The organism is Nonomuraea sp. NPDC059007, assembly GCF_042740555.1.
In the GTDB taxonomy this organism is placed as follows: domain Bacteria; phylum Actinomycetota; class Actinomycetes; order Streptosporangiales; family Streptosporangiaceae; genus Nonomuraea.
Genome location: NZ_JBHYJD010000043.1, coordinates 41,345 through 57,500, shown reverse-complemented (window position 1 = coordinate 57,500; position 16,156 = coordinate 41,345). Strand labels below are relative to the sequence as shown.

Here is a 16,156-nt window from a genome sequence, read left to right as displayed (position 1 = left end):
CGCACATATGGTGGGAATCATGTTCTTCGAGCCGCCAACGGCCCATGACGAACTATCCGAACCGCCCCAGCCGGGCCTGTCCCCCTGGCAGGCGCCTCCGGCGCAGGAGAGGGGCGCGGTGCTGGTCAGCGATCTGGTGCTGGCCCGTACCCAGAACGTCGCCATGATCGTGCAGACGATCCAGGCCTTCAGCACCGGCTGCCTGATCAACGTGGACGTCATCACGCGGCTGTCCGCCGACGACTCCACCCTCACGCGCGCCATCTACCAGCACATGGCCACCGGCGTGAAGGCCGGCGCCCCGCTGCCCGACGACCTGCTGCGGTTCGGCGTGCGCTTCGCCGACGGCTCCAAGGCCACCACCGTCGGGCAGCGGGTCGGCAAGCGGTATCCCCCGTCGTCCGCGCCGCCGCCGGGTCCGCAGGTCTCCTGGCTGCTGCCCGGCATGTCGATGCGCAGCGGTCCCGATGACTCGGGCGTCATCGTCGCCGGGTTGTGGCTGTGGCCCCTGCCGCCCGCGGAGCCGTTCGAGCTGGCCGTGGAGTGGCCCGCCGGCGGTGTCGAGCTCGCCTTCGCCGAGGTGGACGGCGCCGCCATCACGTCGGCCGCCGGACGCTCGCTGCCTTACTGGCCCGACGGAGAAGCTGAGTAGGCAGATCTCGCCGGCCTGCCGTACGCCCTCCGACCGGCAGCCGGACGGCCAGGCGCTGCGAACCGTTCGGGGTCCGCCGTACGTGGTGAGGTCATGATGCTGCGATTGCTCGTGGTCACCGCGCTGGCGGCCGCCATGCTGGTGGGCACGACCACCGCCGCCTGCGCGTGCAGTTGTGTGGAGTTCAAGCCGGCGCAGGCCGTGGAGAACGCGACGGCGGTGTTCACCGGCACCGTGGTGGCGATCCGCACGGTCAAGGGCCCGCCGAACGCCCAGAAGGTGTACACCTTCCGCACCGACAACGTCTACAAGGGCGCGCCCGCCGCCGAGTTCCAGATCGGCGCCGACACCGACAGCCCCGCGTGCGGGTACGTGTTCGACCAGGACGCGCGCTACCTCGTGTTCGCCGGCCCGGCCGAGAGGGTGCCGGGCGCGAGCCTGTCCACGTCGCTGTGCTCGGGAAACATCCCGATCCGTCCGGGCACCGGCCCGCTCAAGGCCGGCGACGAACGCGAGACCACCCACGAGACCATCGGCGGTCCCGTGACCACCGACCTGATCACCGCCCTGGGCACCCCGGTGCGACCCGGCAACACCGGCAACACCGGCACGCCGCAGCCCGCTGTCTTCTGGCGCTGGGTCGCCGCCGTCGCGGTCGTCACGGCGACCACCCTTCCCTGGTACGCCCGCCACAGCACGGCCGGGTAGCTCACATGCGGGACAGCAGTTCGGCCTTCTTGGCCTGAAACTCCTCGGGCGACAGCAGCCCGGCGTCGCGCAGTTCGCCCAGCTTGGCGATCAGCTCGGTGATCTCGGCGGCGGTGTGGCGGGGGGCGAGCGGCTTCGGCCCGCCGGCGGGGATCGCGGCCAGGATGGCGGCGGCGAACGGGAGCGACTTGTGCGTGACGCCCCAGCCGAGGCCGAACACCAATGAGGCCGGGTCGTCGTTGGGGTCGGACGGGGCCACCCGGTCGCGTACCTTCAGCCTGAGCGAGCCGCTGGCCCTCACCGGCGCGTGCCACTCCACGCCTTCCAGGTCGGCGACGCGGAAGCGCTGGTCACCGGCGCTGTACTTGGCCGTCGACGCACCCGACCAGAACCAGGTGAAGGTCACGTGCTCGCCGTCGAACGTGGCCGCGCCGTCCCACGCCTTGAAACCGCGCGGCACGGGCGGGGCGGCGACCAGGAACCGCTCGGCGGGCTCCCTGCTCGTGATCGCGGACCGGAGCTCGTCGGCGTAGTAGTCGGCCAGCGTCTCCTTGTCGGCGGGCAGCACCAGCCGGTACGGGTCCAGCACCTCGGCCAGTTGCCCGGCGGCGGCGCTGATCACCGGATCCGCCCCACGCCTCGGCGTCACCCGGAGCACCACCGTGCCCCGCCTGCCGTGCGCGAGCGACACCCCGGCGATCGCGCTGTGGGGAACGACGCGTTCGCCGAGTTCGGCGAGGAGTTTGCTCGCCTTGGGCCCCGGCCGGATGCGCAGCGCGTCGCTCTCGAAGCCCCATACGCTCTCGGAGCCCGCCAGAACATCCTCCACGCTCACAGGCTAGGCCATCATCGGGCTCACCGGCGGGGCGTGAGCACGGTTCCCAGGCCGTCCAGGAGGCGTTCGAGGCCGAAGGCGAACAGCGACTCCAGATCGAGCTCCGTCCCCGGTTCGGTGACCTGGGCCATCAGCGGTCCGTCGACGGACAGCCTGGCCGTGACCCACTGCGTGCTGGTCATGCCGGTGTCGAGTTCGGCGCCGGCCTCGCTCTCGATGTTCACCGCCGTCCCGCGCACGTAGTTGACGAGCGTGCCGTACACGTGCAGGCGGGTGCCGGGGTCCAGGTCGAGGCCGTCGAGCGCGCGCAGCGTCCACAGCCCGTACGCCAGCATCCCCGGCAGCGGCACCGGCCGGGTGATCGACACCAGGCGCGGCAGCCAGGGATGGCGCTGGTAGGCGGCCCACTGGAGCTGGGCGGCCACCCGCAGGTGGGAGCGCCATCCCGGCGGCGGCTCCGGATACGCGATCTCGGCGAACGCGGCGTCGGCGATCAGCTGGGTCAGCTCGGCCTTGGCGTCGAGGTGCCGGTAGAGGGTCATGGTGGCGACGCCGAGCTTGGCCGCCACCGCCCGCATCGACAGCGCCGCCAGGCCGCTCTCGTCGGCGATCTCCATGGCCACGCGGACGACCCGCTCGCGTTCGAGGCTTCCGGCCGAGCGCGCGGGCAGCCGGCGAGCGGCGACCACGGCGCCGACCCGGGCCGCGGACTCGATGGCGCCCGCCTGCTTGAGCGCGGCCAGCGCCTTGGTGGCCGTCGCCATCGCCACACCCCATTCGGCCATGATCGCCCTGGTGGTGGGCACGCGATCGCCCGGCCGTAGCTCTCCGTCGGCGATGCGCCGCTCGATGTCGGCGACGATCCGGAGGTACGGCGGTCGCGGATCGTTCACGACGCCATGCTGCCACGCCTCAGCGATCGGGCAACCAGTTGCCGTGCAGCCCGAGCGGCACCCTGGCCGGAAGGTGGACCCGCGCGACGGGCGCGCCGGTGAAGTCCTGGGCGCTCAGGATCACCAGGTCACTGGCGTTCCTGCGCGGATTGTGGACGTACGTCAGCAGATACCCCTCGTCCTCCCCCGGCCCGGCGGCGGCGAACACGGCCTCCCCCACGGCCTCGTCGGCGCCGAACCCGTGCACCTCGGCCGTCCCCCGCTCCAGGTCATGCTTGACCAGGGCGTTGGTGAACGCGTCGTCGGGCGGCATCCCCTCGGGCGCGAACGGGATCCCGTAGAGGGCCGTCGCCGCCGAGTAGCCGTAGCGGTGGGGCCGGGTGGCGCGCGTCTCGTTCACCCGGGGGAAGTCCTGCGGCCGGTCGTCGACCCGCCGCTGACGGACGGCGTCCGCGGTGATCGTCCACCGGTCCAGCACGGGGCGGATCGCCCCGGGATCGGCGGGATGGAACGGCCCCTCGGCCGTGACCAGGTCGACCACGACCGAGTCGCCGTCGTCGTAGGCGTTGAGCGTGTGGCTGACGTGGACCGGGTCGATGTCCAGCCAGCGCACCTGCCCGCCGGTACGCGGCATGACCCCCACCCGCGTCGGGTGCTCCGGCAGCCACCGGCACTCGAACCCGTCGAAGCCCAGCGGCGTGTCCCAGAGCACCACGTGGTTCTCGGTGAGCGCGAAGTCGTGCAGGAACGGCGTGCGCGTCATGGGGATCGAGGTGGCCCGCACGACGCCGCCCCCGACGCCGGTCACGATGTACTGGACGACATCACGGCCCATCATGTACGACAGCGAGTGCAGTTCGCCGGTGAGCGGGTCGTGCTTGGAGTGGGCCCCCGCCGTGAACCCCTCCTCGGTCCCGCCCAGCGCGCACGTGCCCACGGTGTTCAGCTCGTCGTCCAGCTCGGTGGGCGGCATGCCGCCTTCCAGCATGGCGAAGGTGCGCCGGGCGTGCTCGATCACGTGCACCATGGGCGCGATGCCCGGCGTGCGGACGAACCGGTTGCGGTACCACTCGGCGCGGCCGTCGCGCAGCCGTACCCCGTGCACCATGCCCTGGCCCATGCCCCAGATGTGCACAACCGGATCCTCCACGCCCAGCGGGTTGGGCCCGTTGCGCAGGTAGCGGCCGTTGAGCTCGGCCGGGATCCGCCCGGTGACGGGCAGGTCGTAAGCGGTGACCTCTTCGGTGACGGGCGCGAACGGCCCTTCCAGATACTTCATGTTGACACCGTACGCACGAGCCTGCCGATCACCCTTGCGGCAAGGGAAAAGACCGTGCCGTGCACTAGTGCAGACGGCTCCGGCGCTCCATGACGACCGCCAGCCCGAGGCCGAGCGCGGCGTAGGCGCACAGCACCGCGAACCCCGCCCACGGCGCCAGCGGGAAGTAGCCGGTGAGCGCGGTGTAGAAGCCCTCGACCTGCGGGTACTCCCGGGCGCTCTGCTGGATCGCGAAGCCCGCCGAGGGGGTGACCGCCAGCAGCCAGTCCCCCACTCCCGCCAGCGCCAGCGCGTACGGAAGGAAGACCGCGGCGACGGCCGCGACGATCCCCGCGGCGGCCCGCCCGAGCAGCGCGCCGATGCCCAGGGACAGCACCGCGACGGCGGCGAACAGCAGGCCGGTGCCGACGATCACCTGCAGGTACGTCGGCAGGCCGGCCGGGAGCGGGTGGACGCCGTTGGAGGGGAGGATCCGCAGGGCGATCGGCACCACGACGGCGGCGGGGATCACCCCGCTGGCGAAGGCGACCGTGCCGATCACCACCGCCTTGGGGGCCAGGCGCCGGCGATCGGCCGTCCCGAACGAGACCGCCACGACGATCACCGCGATCAGGCCCAGGAACGCGCCGACGAGCGTGCGCTCGATCGGCTGCCACTCGATGCCGGGCGCGATGTCGCCGGTCCCCGTGACCGTGAAGGTGCCGCCGGAGCGGGAGAGCCCGCCCCCGTGGTGCGGCGTCACGCCGTCGGGCTCCATCTGAACGCCGATGTCGTCGGTCTTCCACTCGCCCGCCTGCGGGCTGACCTGGTCGAAGACGGCGGTGGCCTCGGCGAACCTGGACTCGGGCCCGCCGCCCGCCATCGTCAGCGCGCCGGGCGAGGCGGCGAACAGCCCGATCTCCACCGTGTCGGGCAGCCCGCCGAGATCGGCCTTGCCCACCTCGGTCCACTTCTCGCCGTCGGCCGACTCGAATCCGGTGAGCGTGTCGCCGGTACGCGTCAGCCGCAGCCAGCGCGGATACTGTCCGGCCGAGCCCGCGACGTCCTCGGTGAAGTCGTGCTGCATGCGCACCCCGTGCCCGGCGGTGACCATGATCGCCGCGTACCGCGACCCCCGCCGGAGGCCGTCCTTGACCATGACCCCCGCCTTGGCCCACGGCACCAGCCCGGGGACGGGCGGCGGGCCCGCGCCGGTCCCGGGCGGCGGCGGCTCCTTGATCCGTCCCGTCATGCCGTTCACCCGGGCGGTGATGCTGCCGTCGCCGCGCAGCGACTGGTGGACGAAGTAGAACTTGTCCTCCACGGCCTGCCCGGCCGGCCCCAGGATGGGCGCGGGGCAGGGCTCCTCGGTGGTCTGGTTGCCGCACGTGGCGCGGGAGGTGGCGACGAGCGCGAGCCCGGCCATCACCGGGATCAGCGCCGCGGCCACCATCCCGATCACCCAGCGGCGGGTCTTGCCGAACCTGGTCCATTCGGATTCCATGGCGGGCAGGTTAGGCAGCGCGACCCCGCGCGGGCGTCACGCCGTGGAGCGATCTTTCCCGTCCCTGGCGCCAGGGACACCGGATCCCCCACGCGATGGACGCGGCAGAATCTGCAGGAGGCAGGATGACCCTCACCTTCGATCACATCTCCGCCGGATACCACCCCGACCCCGCGCTGTCGATGTCGCTGCACGCCGACGCCTACACCGATCCGGCCTGGTTCGACGTCGACCAGCGGGCGATCTTCGCGCGAACGTGGCAGTGGTTGTGCCACGTGGAAAAGCTGCGCGAGCCGGGAAGCTACGTCAGCGCCACCGTGGCCGGCCTGCCCGTCGTCGCCGTCCGGGACGAGTCCGGCACGCTGCGCGCGTTCTACAACGTGTGCAAGCACCGGGCGCACGAACTGCTGTCCGGGTGCGGCGTCCGGCGCAGCATCGTCTGCCCGTACCACGCCTGGAACTTCGACCTGACCGGCCGGTTACGGCGTGCCCGCAACACCGGCGACCTGCCGGGCTTCGACCCCGAGACGGTACGCCTGGACCCCGTCCAGGTCACCGAGTTCGCCGGCATGGTCTACGTCAACCTCGACCCCGGCGCCGCCCCGCTCGCCGAGCAGGCCGGGGACCTGGCGGCGGAGATCGAGGCGCGGGCGCCGGACGTGGGCAAACTGACCCTCGCCCGCCGCCTCACCTACGACATCGCCTCCAACTGGAAGAACGTCGTCGACAACTTCCTGGAGTGCTACCACTGCCACGTGGCGCACAAGGACTTCGTGTCGCTGGTCGACATGAGCACGTACAAGGTGACGACCCACGGCATCTGGTCCAGCCACATGGCGCGGGCGGGCACGGCGCGGAACTCCGCCTACGACGTGTCGGGCGCGACCGTGACCGAGCACGCGGTCTGGTGGCTGTGGCCCAACACCTGCCTGCTGCGCTACCCCGGCCGGGGCAACTTCATGGTCCTGCAGATCATCCCCGCCGGCCCGGAACGGACCCTGGAGACCTGGGACTTCTACCTGGAGACCACCGAGCCCGACGAGGCGGAGCTGGGCAGCATCCGCTACATCGACGAGGTTCTCCAGGTGGAGGACATCGCCCTGGTGGAGAGCGTCCAACGCGGGATGCGCACACCCGCCTTCACCCAGGGCAAGATCGTGTACGACCCCGCCGGCTCCGGCCTGTCGGAGCACGCGCTCCACCACTTCCACGGCCTCGTCCTCGACGCCTACCGCGACGCCCTGAAGTGACGCTCAGTCCAGGCCGGCGAGCTTGGCGCTGTCGTCCCAGAGCGCCTGGGCGAGCCCGTCGTCGCGGGCCGATTCCGACGGGTCCGGCCAGGTGAGCCCGCCCCGGCGCAGCGCCGCGTACGAGCGTCCGCCCGGCGGCCTCGCCACGCCGAGGGCCAGGTCGGCCAGGGCGTTCCCGGCGGCGGCGCGACTGTTGAGATACGGGTTGAACCGGCTCACCACCCAGCGCGGCACCGGCGTGCCCAGCACCGACCACGCCACCCGCAAGGGGAACGCCAGGTCCTTGGCCAGCCCCGTGCCGAACACCTGACCCGGGTCGAAGGCGACGGCCGTCACGCCGCGCCCGGCCAACGCGCGCGCGGTCAGCACGGCGCACAGCTTGGACGCGGTGTACGCGTGCTCGCCCGCCTTGCGCGGCCGTGGATCGCGGCCGGGGTCGCGGTCCGGGTGCGCCAGCAGGTCCGCGTCCGCGTGCCGCGGCGGCGTCAGCCCGGCGCCGGTGGCGGGGTCGTGCGTGCCGCTCGTGGTCAGGACGACGATCGCGCCGTCGGCCAAGGTGGGCAGGAGCAGGCGGATGAGCAGGTAGTGGGCGAGGTGGTTGACGGCGAACGTCGTCTCGAAGCCGTCCGCGCTCCGGCCGGCGGCGTCGGGGCGGATCAGGCCGGCGTTGAGCACCAGGGCGTCCACGGGGGCGCCTGGGGTGCCTGGGGTGCCTGGGGTGCCGCCGAGTCGATCGAGCACCGAGGTCGCGAAGGCGCGGACCGACGCGAGGTCGGTCAGGTCGAGCGGGATCGACTCGCCGCCGGGCGCCGGCCGGCGGGCGCCCAGGATCAGGCGGTCCCCGCCGCGCGTCAGCCGTGCGGCGGCGATCGTGCCGAAGCCCGACGTGCCGCCGGTCATCACCATCGTGGACACGGTGCCCTCCTAGGAGATGGTCTTCACCACGTGACGCAGGGTCTCGCCCAGCTCGGTCGGGCAGGCGATCGCCCGGTCGCCCCGGGGTTCGAGCACGCCGCGCTGCTCGGCCTCGTACAGGCCGGCGAGTTCCTGCGCGAGGGGCTCCGGGAGGCCGGCCTCGACCATCGTGCCGACCCAGCCGGACCGCGGGATGGTGATCACCTGCAGCGTCGTGCCGAGCACCGCCGCCAGTTCCTCCGCGACCTGCCGCTCCGTGTAGCCGGGGGCGTCCAGGTCGACGACCTCGCTGCTCGCGGGCGGCTCCGTCAGGGCCCGCGCGACCACCTTGCCGATGTCGCGCGTGGCGACCATCGGCGTGGGCACGTCGGCCGACTCGCCGAAGACCGGGTAGACGCCGGCCCCCGTGGCGGCGTCGAGCACGGTCTCGACCTTCTCCTGGAAGTGCGGCGAGCGGATCGCGGTCAGCACCGCGCCGGTCTCGCGCAGCAGGTTCTCGAGGTGGTGCAGCCAGCGGATGGGGCCCGTGCCCTCGGCCAGTTCCGCGCCGACCGAGGACAGCATCACCACGTGCGGAACGCCGCTGTCCGCGACCGCTCCGGCGATCGAGGCGGCCAGCCCGCGGTGGTAGGCGTCGGGGTCGTCCGCCGCCGGATCGGTCGGCAGCATGACGAACACGCCGCGGCAGCCGCGCAACGCCTCCGCCAGCGCCGCCCTGTCGCCGAGATCGGCGACCGCCGCCTGAGGCCAGTCGCGGCCCTTCGCCGGGTCGCGGACCACGGCCCGCACCGCCTCTCCCATGGCCAGAAGCTCCCTGGCCGCCGCGCCGCCGACGTGGCCTGTCACACCCGTGATCGCGTACATCGGACCGCCTCTCTAAGGTCGTCGATCGAGTTACTCCCAGTGAAGTCGCCCCGGGTAAGACGATCCATATTCGGTACGCTCGCCTCCATTTCTGTCCGTCTAAGCTGATGGTGTGGACCCCCTCGCCGACCTTCTCGACGGAGTCCGTGCCCGCAGCGCGGCTTTCTGCCAGGCGATCCTGGAACCACCGTGGTCGCTGCGGATCGCCGACGGCGCCATGCTCGCCCTTGCCACCGCGCTGCGCGGGCACGCCTGGATCGTGCCCGACGGGGGCGAGCCCGTGCTGATGCGCACCGGTGACGTGGCGATCGTCAAGGGGCCCGCGCCGTACACGATCGGCGACGACCCGGCCACCGCCCCCGACACCATCGTCCACCCGGGCAACCGCCTGACCACCATGGACGGCGTCGACATCACCGACGAGCTGCGGCTCGGCCCCCGCACCAGCGGGCTCACCCCCGACGGCTCGGCGATCGTGGCCAGCGGCACCTACCAGGTCAGCGGCGAGCTGGGCGACCGGCTGCTCAACGCGCTGCCCGCGGTCGTGCTCGTGCCGCGGGCGAGCACGCCCTCCCCGGTCATGGAACTGCTGGCCCAGGAGGTCAACGGCGAGGGCCCCGGCCAGCAGGTCGTCCTCGACCGGCTCCTCGACCTGGCGCTGATCGCGACCCTGCGCGCCTGGTTCGCCCGTCCCGAGGCCCAGGCGCCCGGCTGGTACCAGGCGCAGAGCGACCCGCTGATCGGCCCGGCGCTGAAGCTGATCCACGGCGACCCGGCCCGGCCGTGGACGGTGGCGCTCCTGGCCGAGAAGGTCGGCGCGTCGCGGGCGGCGTTCGCCCGCCGCTTCGCCAGCCTCGTGGGCGAGCCGCCGATGGCCTACGTCACCGGCTGGCGGCTCGCGCTCGCCGCCGACCTGCTGCGTTCCTCCGACATCACCATCGACTCGGTCGCCAGGCACGTCGGCTACGCCAACGCGTTCGCGCTGAGCGTGGCCTTCAAGCGGGTACGCGGCCTGTCGCCGAGCCGCCACCGCACCGGTCCCTAGAGGAAGTAGCGCACCCAGACGTAGACCCAGGCCAGGGCGGTGCTGGCGAGGGTGACGACGATGCCGTAGCGGGTGAACTGCCAGAAGCTGATGGGGTGGCCGGTGCGGGCGGCGATGCCGATGGCCACGACGTTGGCGCTGGCGGCGACGGCGGTGCCGTTCCCGCCGAAGTCAGCACCGAGCGCGAAGGCCCACCACAGGGCCTGGCCGGTGGCGGCGTCGGGCGCGGCGGCGGCGAGTTCCTCGACGACGGGCGCCATGGTGGCGACATAGGGGATGTTGTCGAAGAAGGCGCCGAGGATGCTGGAGCCGAACAGCAGCGAGGTGGCCGCGGCGAAATGGTTGTCGCCGAACAGCTCGATGCTGGCCCGGCCGATGGTTTCGATCGTGCCCGTGTGCACGAGCCCGGCGACCATGACGAACAACCCGGCGAAGAACACCAGCGTGGGCCATTCGACCTCGCGCAGCACGTCGCCGAGCTCGACCCGGCACACCAGCAGCATGACCCCCGCGCCGACGAGCGCGATGATCGAGGGCGCGAGATGGAAGACCGAGTGCAGCCCGAAGGCGACCACCACCCCCGCCAGCACCGCCAGCGAGCGCACGAGCAGAACGGGATCGGTGATGGCCCGCTTCTCCTGCATGGCCATGACCTTGGCGACATGGTCGGGGTTGTACTGGAACGACTTCCGGAACAAGGGATAGGTGAACAGCACGAAGACCGCGAAGATGATCACGACCGCGGGCGCCATGTGCACGAGGAAGTCGTTGAACGTCAGCCCGGCCCGGCTGCCGATGATGATGTTGGGCGGATCCCCGATGAGCGTGGCCGCCCCGCCGATGTTGGAGGCCAGAACCTCCGCGATCAGGTACGGCTGCGCCGGAATCCGCAACCGCCCGCACACCATCACGGTCACCGGCGCGACCAGCATGATCGTGGTGACGTTGTCCAGGAACGGCGAGGCGATGGCGGTGATCGCCATGAGCATCACCATCAGCCGGTACGGCCGGCCCTTCGACCGTTTGGCCGCCCAGATCGCCAGGTAGTCGAACAGCCCGGTCTGCTTGATCACCCCAACGATGATCATCATGCCGAGCAGGAGGAAGATGACGTTCCAGTCGACGCCGGCGTGCTCGTTGAAGAAGACGTCGGACCCCGGCGCCAGCCCGAGCACGGTCATGAGCCCGGCGGCGATGAGGACGACCTTGACCTTGTCGGCCTTCTCCGTGGCGATGAAGAAGAACGCCACGACGAAGATGGCCAGGGCCACGATGGCGCTCATCCTGGCCGGGCGGAGGCTCGCGGGGCGTGGCCGGGCATGACGGGCAGACCTCCTGGCGGCGGTGAGGTGGTGGGGGGCGGGCGCGCGGTCAGTCGGACGAGTCGGACGGGCCGATGATGGCCAGGCTCGTCAGCAGGCGTTCGAGGGTGATCGCGCCGGTCAGCGTGCCGTCGTGGGCGACGACGGCGACCAGCGGGCTGCGGGTGCGCGCCATGAGCGCGGCCACCTCCAGCAGAGTGGCGTCTTTGGCGACGGTGGCCGGCCGCCCGATGGGCGTGGGCAGGCAGTCGCCGACGGTCAGGCTCCCGAGCTCCTGCCAGAACACGTCGGCCTCCGCCTCGTCGAGCGTTCCGGCCAGGGCGTGGTCCTCGCGGATCGAGGCGGGGATGGCCAGGCGCAGCACCTGGGTGCCGGGCAGCACGGTCGCCGGCCTGGTGTGGTCGTCGACGACGATGAGGCCGGGCAGCCGGTTGACGACCATGAGCCGCACGGCCCGTACGACGGGGTCGCGGACGGTCACGGTGGGCAGTCGGACGGCGATGTCGCGCGCTTGCATGGCACCATCCACGCTGGCGGGGTGAAGGCTGGTCGAAGGTCTGGCGGTCATGAGGCGCGCACCTCCATACGTTCCAGGCGACGTTCCAGGGCGGCCAGGCGGTCGGCGGTCTTGCGGCTGTTCAGCAGCTCGGCGAGCTGGTCGGCTTCGTCGCCGTCGAGCGTGACGGCCACGAGCGGCTGGTCGGCCTCGCCGGTGCCGTACACGTGCAGGTGGCGGCGCTGCGCGTGGTCGACGAGCACGCTGAGGCGTTCCCCGGCACGGGTGCGCAGGTGGTGAAGGTCGCCGGTGCCGGGCACGGTCGTGTGATGGATCTCCATGGGTGCACCTTCGTCAGTCGGGACGGTGTGCCGGTCGCGCGCCCACCGCAGGAGGGCGGGCCCGGCCCGCAGCTCCAGGCGGGCCGGCTCGACCCGGCCCACGCCCAGGCCCAGGCGGGCGACCCGGGCCTGAAGCCCGCGGTGCAGCAGGCGGCTCACGTTCTCGGGCGATCGGGCCAGCTCGTCCAGGGTGGCGGCGGCCACGCGGGCGACGACCTGGCGTTCCAGCTCCTCCGCGGCGTAGGCGAGCGGCGGGCGGGCGGCCAGCGCGTAGGCGGCGCGATCGGTGACGCCGACGTGGGCGACGGCGCTCACCCGCACCGGCAGGCCGTCGCGGGTGCGGGCCGGCAGCGCGAACGCCTCGACGAGTTCGGTGCCCGCGGGCACCGGGCGGGTGCGGTCGAGGAACGGGATGACGACCACCGGTCCTCGCCGCCGCACCGCGACCGCCCGGCCGTAACGCAGCACGACCAGGTGATGGCCCCGGGGGACGGACCGCAACGCAGCGGCCAGCAGAAGGATGAGCGCCGCGGCCGCGACGATCCAGGACGTGTCCGTGCCGCGCATCGTCACCTCCTTACGGTCCGCCCCTTTTCTCCGGGGAGGTGATCAGTCTCGCCAGCGGCCCCCACCTGCGGCTATCGGGGCTGACCCGCACATCGGCGGGGTCGTGGCCCGTATCTTCCGCCGTGGCCGGGCCGGTCGTTGGACATCGCGGGGCGCGCCCGACCAGGCTGAGGACATGAAGGAGCACGCCCACACTCCGGCGCAGGCGCTTTTTCGCCGCCTGTTCGTCATCAACGCCCTGGTGTTCGCGGCCGGCACGCTCGTGCTGGCGCTGTCACCGGCGACGGTGTCCTCGCCGGTGCTGCTGGCCGAGATCCCGGTGCTGGCGATCGGCCTGGCGCTGATCCTGGCCGCCAACGCCCTGCTGGTCCGCGCCAGCCTGGCGCCGCTGACCGCGCTGACGTCGCTGATGCAGCGCGTGGATCTGCTGCACAACCGCGACCGGCTGCGCGAGGACGGCAACGGCGACCTGGCCAGCGTGGTCACCACCTTCAACCAGATGCTGGACCGGCTGGAGGAGGAACGCGCCTCGGCCAGCGCCCACGCGCTCGCCGCGCAGGAGGCCGAGCGCGGTCGCATCGCCCGGGAGCTGCACGACGAGATCGGGCAGAGCCTCACCGTCGCGCTGCTGGGGCTCAAACGCACCCGCGACCGCGCACCGGCCGAGCTGACCGCCGAGCTTGAGCACACGCAGGAGGCGATCAGGGCCAGCCTGGACGAGGTCCGCCAGGTCGCCAGGCGGCTGCGCCCCGGTGTCCTGGAGGATCTCGGCCTGCACAGCGCGCTGACCGCGCTGGCCACCGACCTGTCCCAGACCGGCAGCGTTCACGTCACCCGTTCGCTGGCGAGCGTGCCGGCGCTGGCCGCCGACGTCGAACTCGTCCTGTACCGCATCGCCCAGGAGAGCCTCACCAACGTCGCCCGCCACGCCGGCGCGACCACCGCGAGCCTGACGCTGGCCGTCGAGGACGGCGAGGTGGTCCTGCGCGTCACCGACGACGGCCGGGGCGGCGTCCGCGAGCACGGCGCCGGCATCCGCGGCATGCACGAGCGCGCCCTGCTCATCGGCGCCCGCCTGAGCATCCACTCACCACCCGGCGGGGGCACGCGGATCACGCTCACCGTCCCCGCAGCCGCCAAGGAGCCGACCGCATGACCGCGACACCCGCCAGGATCGTGCTGGCCGACGACCACGCGCTGGTCCGCCAGGGCGTACGCCTCATCCTGGACGCCGAACCCGACCTGACCGTCGTCGCCGAGGCGGCCGACGGCGCCGAGGTGCTCAACGTCCTGCGCGAGCACGAGGCCGACCTGGTCATCCTGGACATCGCGATGCCGCGCATGACCGGGCTGCAGGCGGCCAGGGAGATCTCGCGGCGCTGGCCCGCCGTACGGCTGCTGATGTTGTCGATGTACGACAACGAGCAGTACTTCTTCGCCTCGCTGAAGGCCGGGGCCAGCGGCTACGTCCTGAAGTCGGTCGCCGACCGCGACCTCATCGAGGCCTGCCGGGCGGCGATGCGCGGCGAGCCCTTCCTGTACCCGGGCGCGGTCACCGCCCTGATCCGCGACTATCTGCACCGGCACGAGCACGGCGATCCCCTGCCCGACAGCCTGCTGACCGCCCGCGAGGAGGAGATCGTCAAGCTCATCGCCGAGGGGCACTCCACCAAGGCCATCGCCGACACCCTGGTCATCAGCCCCAAGACCGTGGACCGCCACCGCACGAACATCCTGGCCAAGCTCGGCCTGAACGACCGCCTCGACCTGACCCGCTACGCCATCCGAGCCGGCCTGGTCGAGCCCTGACCCCGGCCGGCGACGTCGGGTATGGTGCGGCCCCTCGGCGCGCTGGCCGACGACGTCATCGTCGTCGGCACGGCCGAGTCCACTGCGGCGGTCGCCGAGATCCTCGCCACCGGATAGCCGTGGCCGTGACTTTCCGGCCCGAAGCGAGATGACTCCTGTCACCTGCGGCCGGTGACAGCGGCCTCTACGCCGGCGGCACCCCTCTGGCCGATGATCGAACCATGACGAACAAGGACACTTCCTCCCCTAACTGGACGCTCGGCCTCTCCTCCGGACTCGCCATCGGCATGGGCCTCGCCGCCGCCCTGAACGACATCGTCCTGGGAATCGCGCTCGCGCTGTGCTTCGGAGTGGCCCTGTCGTACGCGCTGGCGCCCAAGAAGGACGAGGCCTGACGAGGTTGTAACTGTACCAACCAGTCGGTACAGTTACGGGCATGCGACCAAGTTCCAGAACCTTGATCCTGGAGGCCGCGCTCCGTGTCGCCGGGCAGCGCGGGATCGGCAGCCTCACCCTCGACGCCGCCGCACAGGAGGCGGGCGTCAGCAAGGGCGGCCTGATCTACCACTTCGCGAACAAGGAACAGTTGATGCTCGCCGTCGTCGAGCACGTGATCGCGGGCTGGGATCAGGCGATGGAGGCCCAGCTCGGCGGGCCGTTCGACGGGGCGAGCGCGGCCGAGCGGGTGCGGGCCTACAGCCGCGTGATCACGGGGACCACCACGAGCAGCGCCGACCTGGCGATCTTCGTCGACTCCTTGCACGACGACGCCCTGCTGCAGCCGTGGCGGGCCCTGCTGGAGCGGTGGCTGGGGGCGCCGCCCGCCGTACCGGATGCCGGGGCGGTTGACAGGGCGGTCGCCCGGCTCGCCGCGGACGGGCTGTGGCTGGCCGACGCGAGCGACAGCGGCGGCTACGGCGCGGAGATGCGCGCCGCGATAGCCGCCAGGATCGACCGGCTGGCCGAGGGCGACTCATGAACAGATGGGTGATGCTCTCGGTCGCGATCGCCTTCGAGGTCGTCGCGACGCTTTCGCTACGGGCGATGAACGGGCTGGAGAACCCCGGGTGGCTGGCGTTGGTGGTTCTCGGCTATCTGGGGGCGTTCGTCCTGGTGGCGCAGGTGCTCAAGATCGGCATGCCGGTCGGCGTCGCCTACGGGATCTGGGCCGCCAGCGGCGTGGCGCTCACCGCCGTCATCGGTTCGATCGTCTTCGGTGACGCGCTGACCTGGCTGATCGGGCTGGGCATCGTTCTGATCATCGGCGGGGTGCTGCTGGTCGAGCTCGGCTCGCAACGCGCCCACCGTACGGCTGCCGCCGAGGGAGGCGAACGACCATGACATGGCTGCTGCTCATCGGCGCCATCGCGACCGAGACCGTGGCGACGCTGTCGATGAAGGCGTCGGAGGGTTTCACGAAGAAGGTCTGGATCGCGCCGGTCGTGATCGGCTACCTCATCGCGTTCACGCTGCTCGGCGCCGTGCTCGCGCAGGGCATGTCCGTCGGCGTCGCCTACGGGATCTGGGCCGCGTCCGGCGTCGCGCTGACCGCGGTCCTGGGGCGCGTGATCTTCCGCGACCCGCTCACCTGGATCATGGCGGCCGGGATCGCGCTCATCGTCGGCGGAGTGCTGGTGGTCGAACTGGGCGCGCAGGCGGCGCACTGAGCGCCGGTCATCCATTTGCGTTCGAGCGCG

At 72.1% G+C, this 16,156-nt stretch carries 19 protein-coding genes; 10 read left to right on the top strand and 9 right to left on the bottom strand.

What is annotated here, in order from left to right:
* The first annotated feature begins 19 nt into the window (after window positions 1–19).
* On the top strand, window positions 20–652 hold the full coding sequence (locus ACFWY5_RS44680) for a hypothetical protein (RefSeq protein WP_379620135.1): 633 nt from the start codon (window positions 20–22) through the stop codon (window positions 650–652).
* Window positions 653–745: 93 nt separating this feature from the next.
* Complete coding sequence (locus ACFWY5_RS44675; protein WP_379638479.1) at window positions 746–1,360, top strand: hypothetical protein; 615 nt, start codon at window positions 746–748, stop codon at window positions 1,358–1,360.
* Window position 1,361: 1 nt separating this feature from the next.
* Here ACFWY5_RS44675 and ACFWY5_RS44670 read toward each other — a convergent pair whose 3' ends face one another.
* The 4 genes from ACFWY5_RS44670 to ACFWY5_RS44655 form a co-directional block, all read right to left on the bottom strand.
* Window positions 1,362–2,189 carry a DUF4429 domain-containing protein gene (locus tag ACFWY5_RS44670; RefSeq protein WP_379638478.1) on the bottom strand — a complete coding sequence of 276 codons (828 nt, stop codon included), beginning with the start codon at window positions 2,187–2,189 and terminating at the stop codon, window positions 1,362–1,364.
* 26 nt (window positions 2,190–2,215) lie between these two features.
* Window positions 2,216–3,088, bottom strand: a complete 873-nt coding sequence (locus ACFWY5_RS44665) for a GntR family transcriptional regulator (protein ID WP_379638477.1) — start codon at window positions 3,086–3,088, stop codon at window positions 2,216–2,218.
* Window positions 3,089–3,107: 19 nt separating this feature from the next.
* The gene (locus ACFWY5_RS44660; protein WP_379638476.1) at window positions 3,108–4,367 is read right to left on the bottom strand and encodes a carotenoid oxygenase family protein; all 1,260 of its coding nucleotides are present in this window, start codon (window positions 4,365–4,367) and stop codon (window positions 3,108–3,110) included.
* Between the two features lie 64 nt (window positions 4,368–4,431).
* Window positions 4,432–5,850 carry a hypothetical protein gene (locus tag ACFWY5_RS44655; protein WP_379638475.1) on the bottom strand — a complete coding sequence of 473 codons (1,419 nt, stop codon included), beginning with the start codon at window positions 5,848–5,850 and terminating at the stop codon, window positions 4,432–4,434.
* 125 nt (window positions 5,851–5,975) lie between these two features.
* Here ACFWY5_RS44655 and ACFWY5_RS44650 point away from each other — a divergent pair, with 125 nt between their 5' ends.
* Window positions 5,976–7,100 (top strand): SRPBCC family protein, encoded by a 1,125-nt coding sequence (locus ACFWY5_RS44650; RefSeq protein WP_379620123.1) that lies wholly within the window; start codon window positions 5,976–5,978, stop codon window positions 7,098–7,100.
* A gap of 3 nt (window positions 7,101–7,103) precedes the next feature.
* Here the strand turns inward: ACFWY5_RS44650 and ACFWY5_RS44645 are convergent, their stop codons facing one another.
* Entirely contained in the window at window positions 7,104–8,006 is a 903-nt protein-coding gene (locus ACFWY5_RS44645; RefSeq protein ID WP_379638505.1) for an SDR family NAD(P)-dependent oxidoreductase, read from the bottom strand.
* 18 nt (window positions 8,007–8,024) lie between these two features.
* Window positions 8,025–8,879, bottom strand: coding sequence for an NAD(P)H-binding protein (locus tag ACFWY5_RS44640; RefSeq protein ID WP_379638474.1), 855 nt, complete (start codon window positions 8,877–8,879; stop codon window positions 8,025–8,027).
* 112 nt (window positions 8,880–8,991) lie between these two features.
* Between ACFWY5_RS44640 and ACFWY5_RS44635 the strand changes: the two genes are divergently transcribed.
* Window positions 8,992–9,924: an AraC family transcriptional regulator gene (locus tag ACFWY5_RS44635; protein WP_379638473.1), complete on the top strand. Its 933-nt coding sequence runs from the start codon at window positions 8,992–8,994 to the stop codon at window positions 9,922–9,924.
* Here ACFWY5_RS44635 and ACFWY5_RS44630 read toward each other — a convergent pair.
* The 3 genes from ACFWY5_RS44630 to ACFWY5_RS44620 form a co-directional block, all read right to left on the bottom strand.
* Entirely contained in the window at window positions 9,921–11,207 is a 1,287-nt protein-coding gene (locus ACFWY5_RS44630) for an SLC13 family permease (RefSeq protein ID WP_379620118.1), read from the bottom strand. The genes ACFWY5_RS44635 and ACFWY5_RS44630 overlap by 4 nt on opposite strands.
* Before the next feature lie 88 nt (window positions 11,208–11,295).
* On the bottom strand, window positions 11,296–11,763 hold the full coding sequence (locus ACFWY5_RS44625) for a CBS domain-containing protein (protein WP_379620116.1): 468 nt from the start codon (window positions 11,761–11,763) through the stop codon (window positions 11,296–11,298).
* Between the two features lie 47 nt (window positions 11,764–11,810).
* Window positions 11,811–12,650, bottom strand: a complete 840-nt coding sequence (locus ACFWY5_RS44620; RefSeq protein WP_379638472.1) for an SPFH domain-containing protein — start codon at window positions 12,648–12,650, stop codon at window positions 11,811–11,813.
* Between the two features lie 175 nt (window positions 12,651–12,825).
* Between ACFWY5_RS44620 and ACFWY5_RS44615 the strand changes: the two genes are divergently transcribed.
* From ACFWY5_RS44615 to ACFWY5_RS44590, 6 genes are all read left to right on the top strand, one after another.
* Window positions 12,826–13,806, top strand: a complete 981-nt coding sequence (locus tag ACFWY5_RS44615) for a HAMP domain-containing sensor histidine kinase (protein ID WP_379638471.1) — start codon at window positions 12,826–12,828, stop codon at window positions 13,804–13,806.
* Window positions 13,803–14,459 (top strand): response regulator, encoded by a 657-nt coding sequence (locus ACFWY5_RS44610; RefSeq protein ID WP_379620110.1) that lies wholly within the window; start codon window positions 13,803–13,805, stop codon window positions 14,457–14,459. Before ACFWY5_RS44615 ends, ACFWY5_RS44610 begins: the two co-directional genes overlap by 4 nt.
* A gap of 221 nt (window positions 14,460–14,680) precedes the next feature.
* Complete coding sequence (locus ACFWY5_RS44605; protein ID WP_379620108.1) at window positions 14,681–14,854, top strand: hypothetical protein; 174 nt, start codon at window positions 14,681–14,683, stop codon at window positions 14,852–14,854.
* A gap of 41 nt (window positions 14,855–14,895) precedes the next feature.
* Window positions 14,896–15,438 (top strand): TetR/AcrR family transcriptional regulator, encoded by a 543-nt coding sequence (locus tag ACFWY5_RS44600; RefSeq protein WP_379620106.1) that lies wholly within the window; start codon window positions 14,896–14,898, stop codon window positions 15,436–15,438.
* On the top strand, window positions 15,435–15,800 hold the full coding sequence (locus ACFWY5_RS44595; protein WP_379620104.1) for a DMT family transporter: 366 nt from the start codon (window positions 15,435–15,437) through the stop codon (window positions 15,798–15,800). The genes ACFWY5_RS44600 and ACFWY5_RS44595 overlap by 4 nt, the downstream gene beginning before the upstream one ends.
* A complete protein-coding gene (locus tag ACFWY5_RS44590) occupies window positions 15,797–16,126 on the top strand; it encodes a DMT family transporter (protein ID WP_379620102.1) in 330 nt (109 codons plus the stop codon). Before ACFWY5_RS44595 ends, ACFWY5_RS44590 begins: the two co-directional genes overlap by 4 nt.
* The last annotated feature ends 30 nt before the right edge of the window (window positions 16,127–16,156 follow it).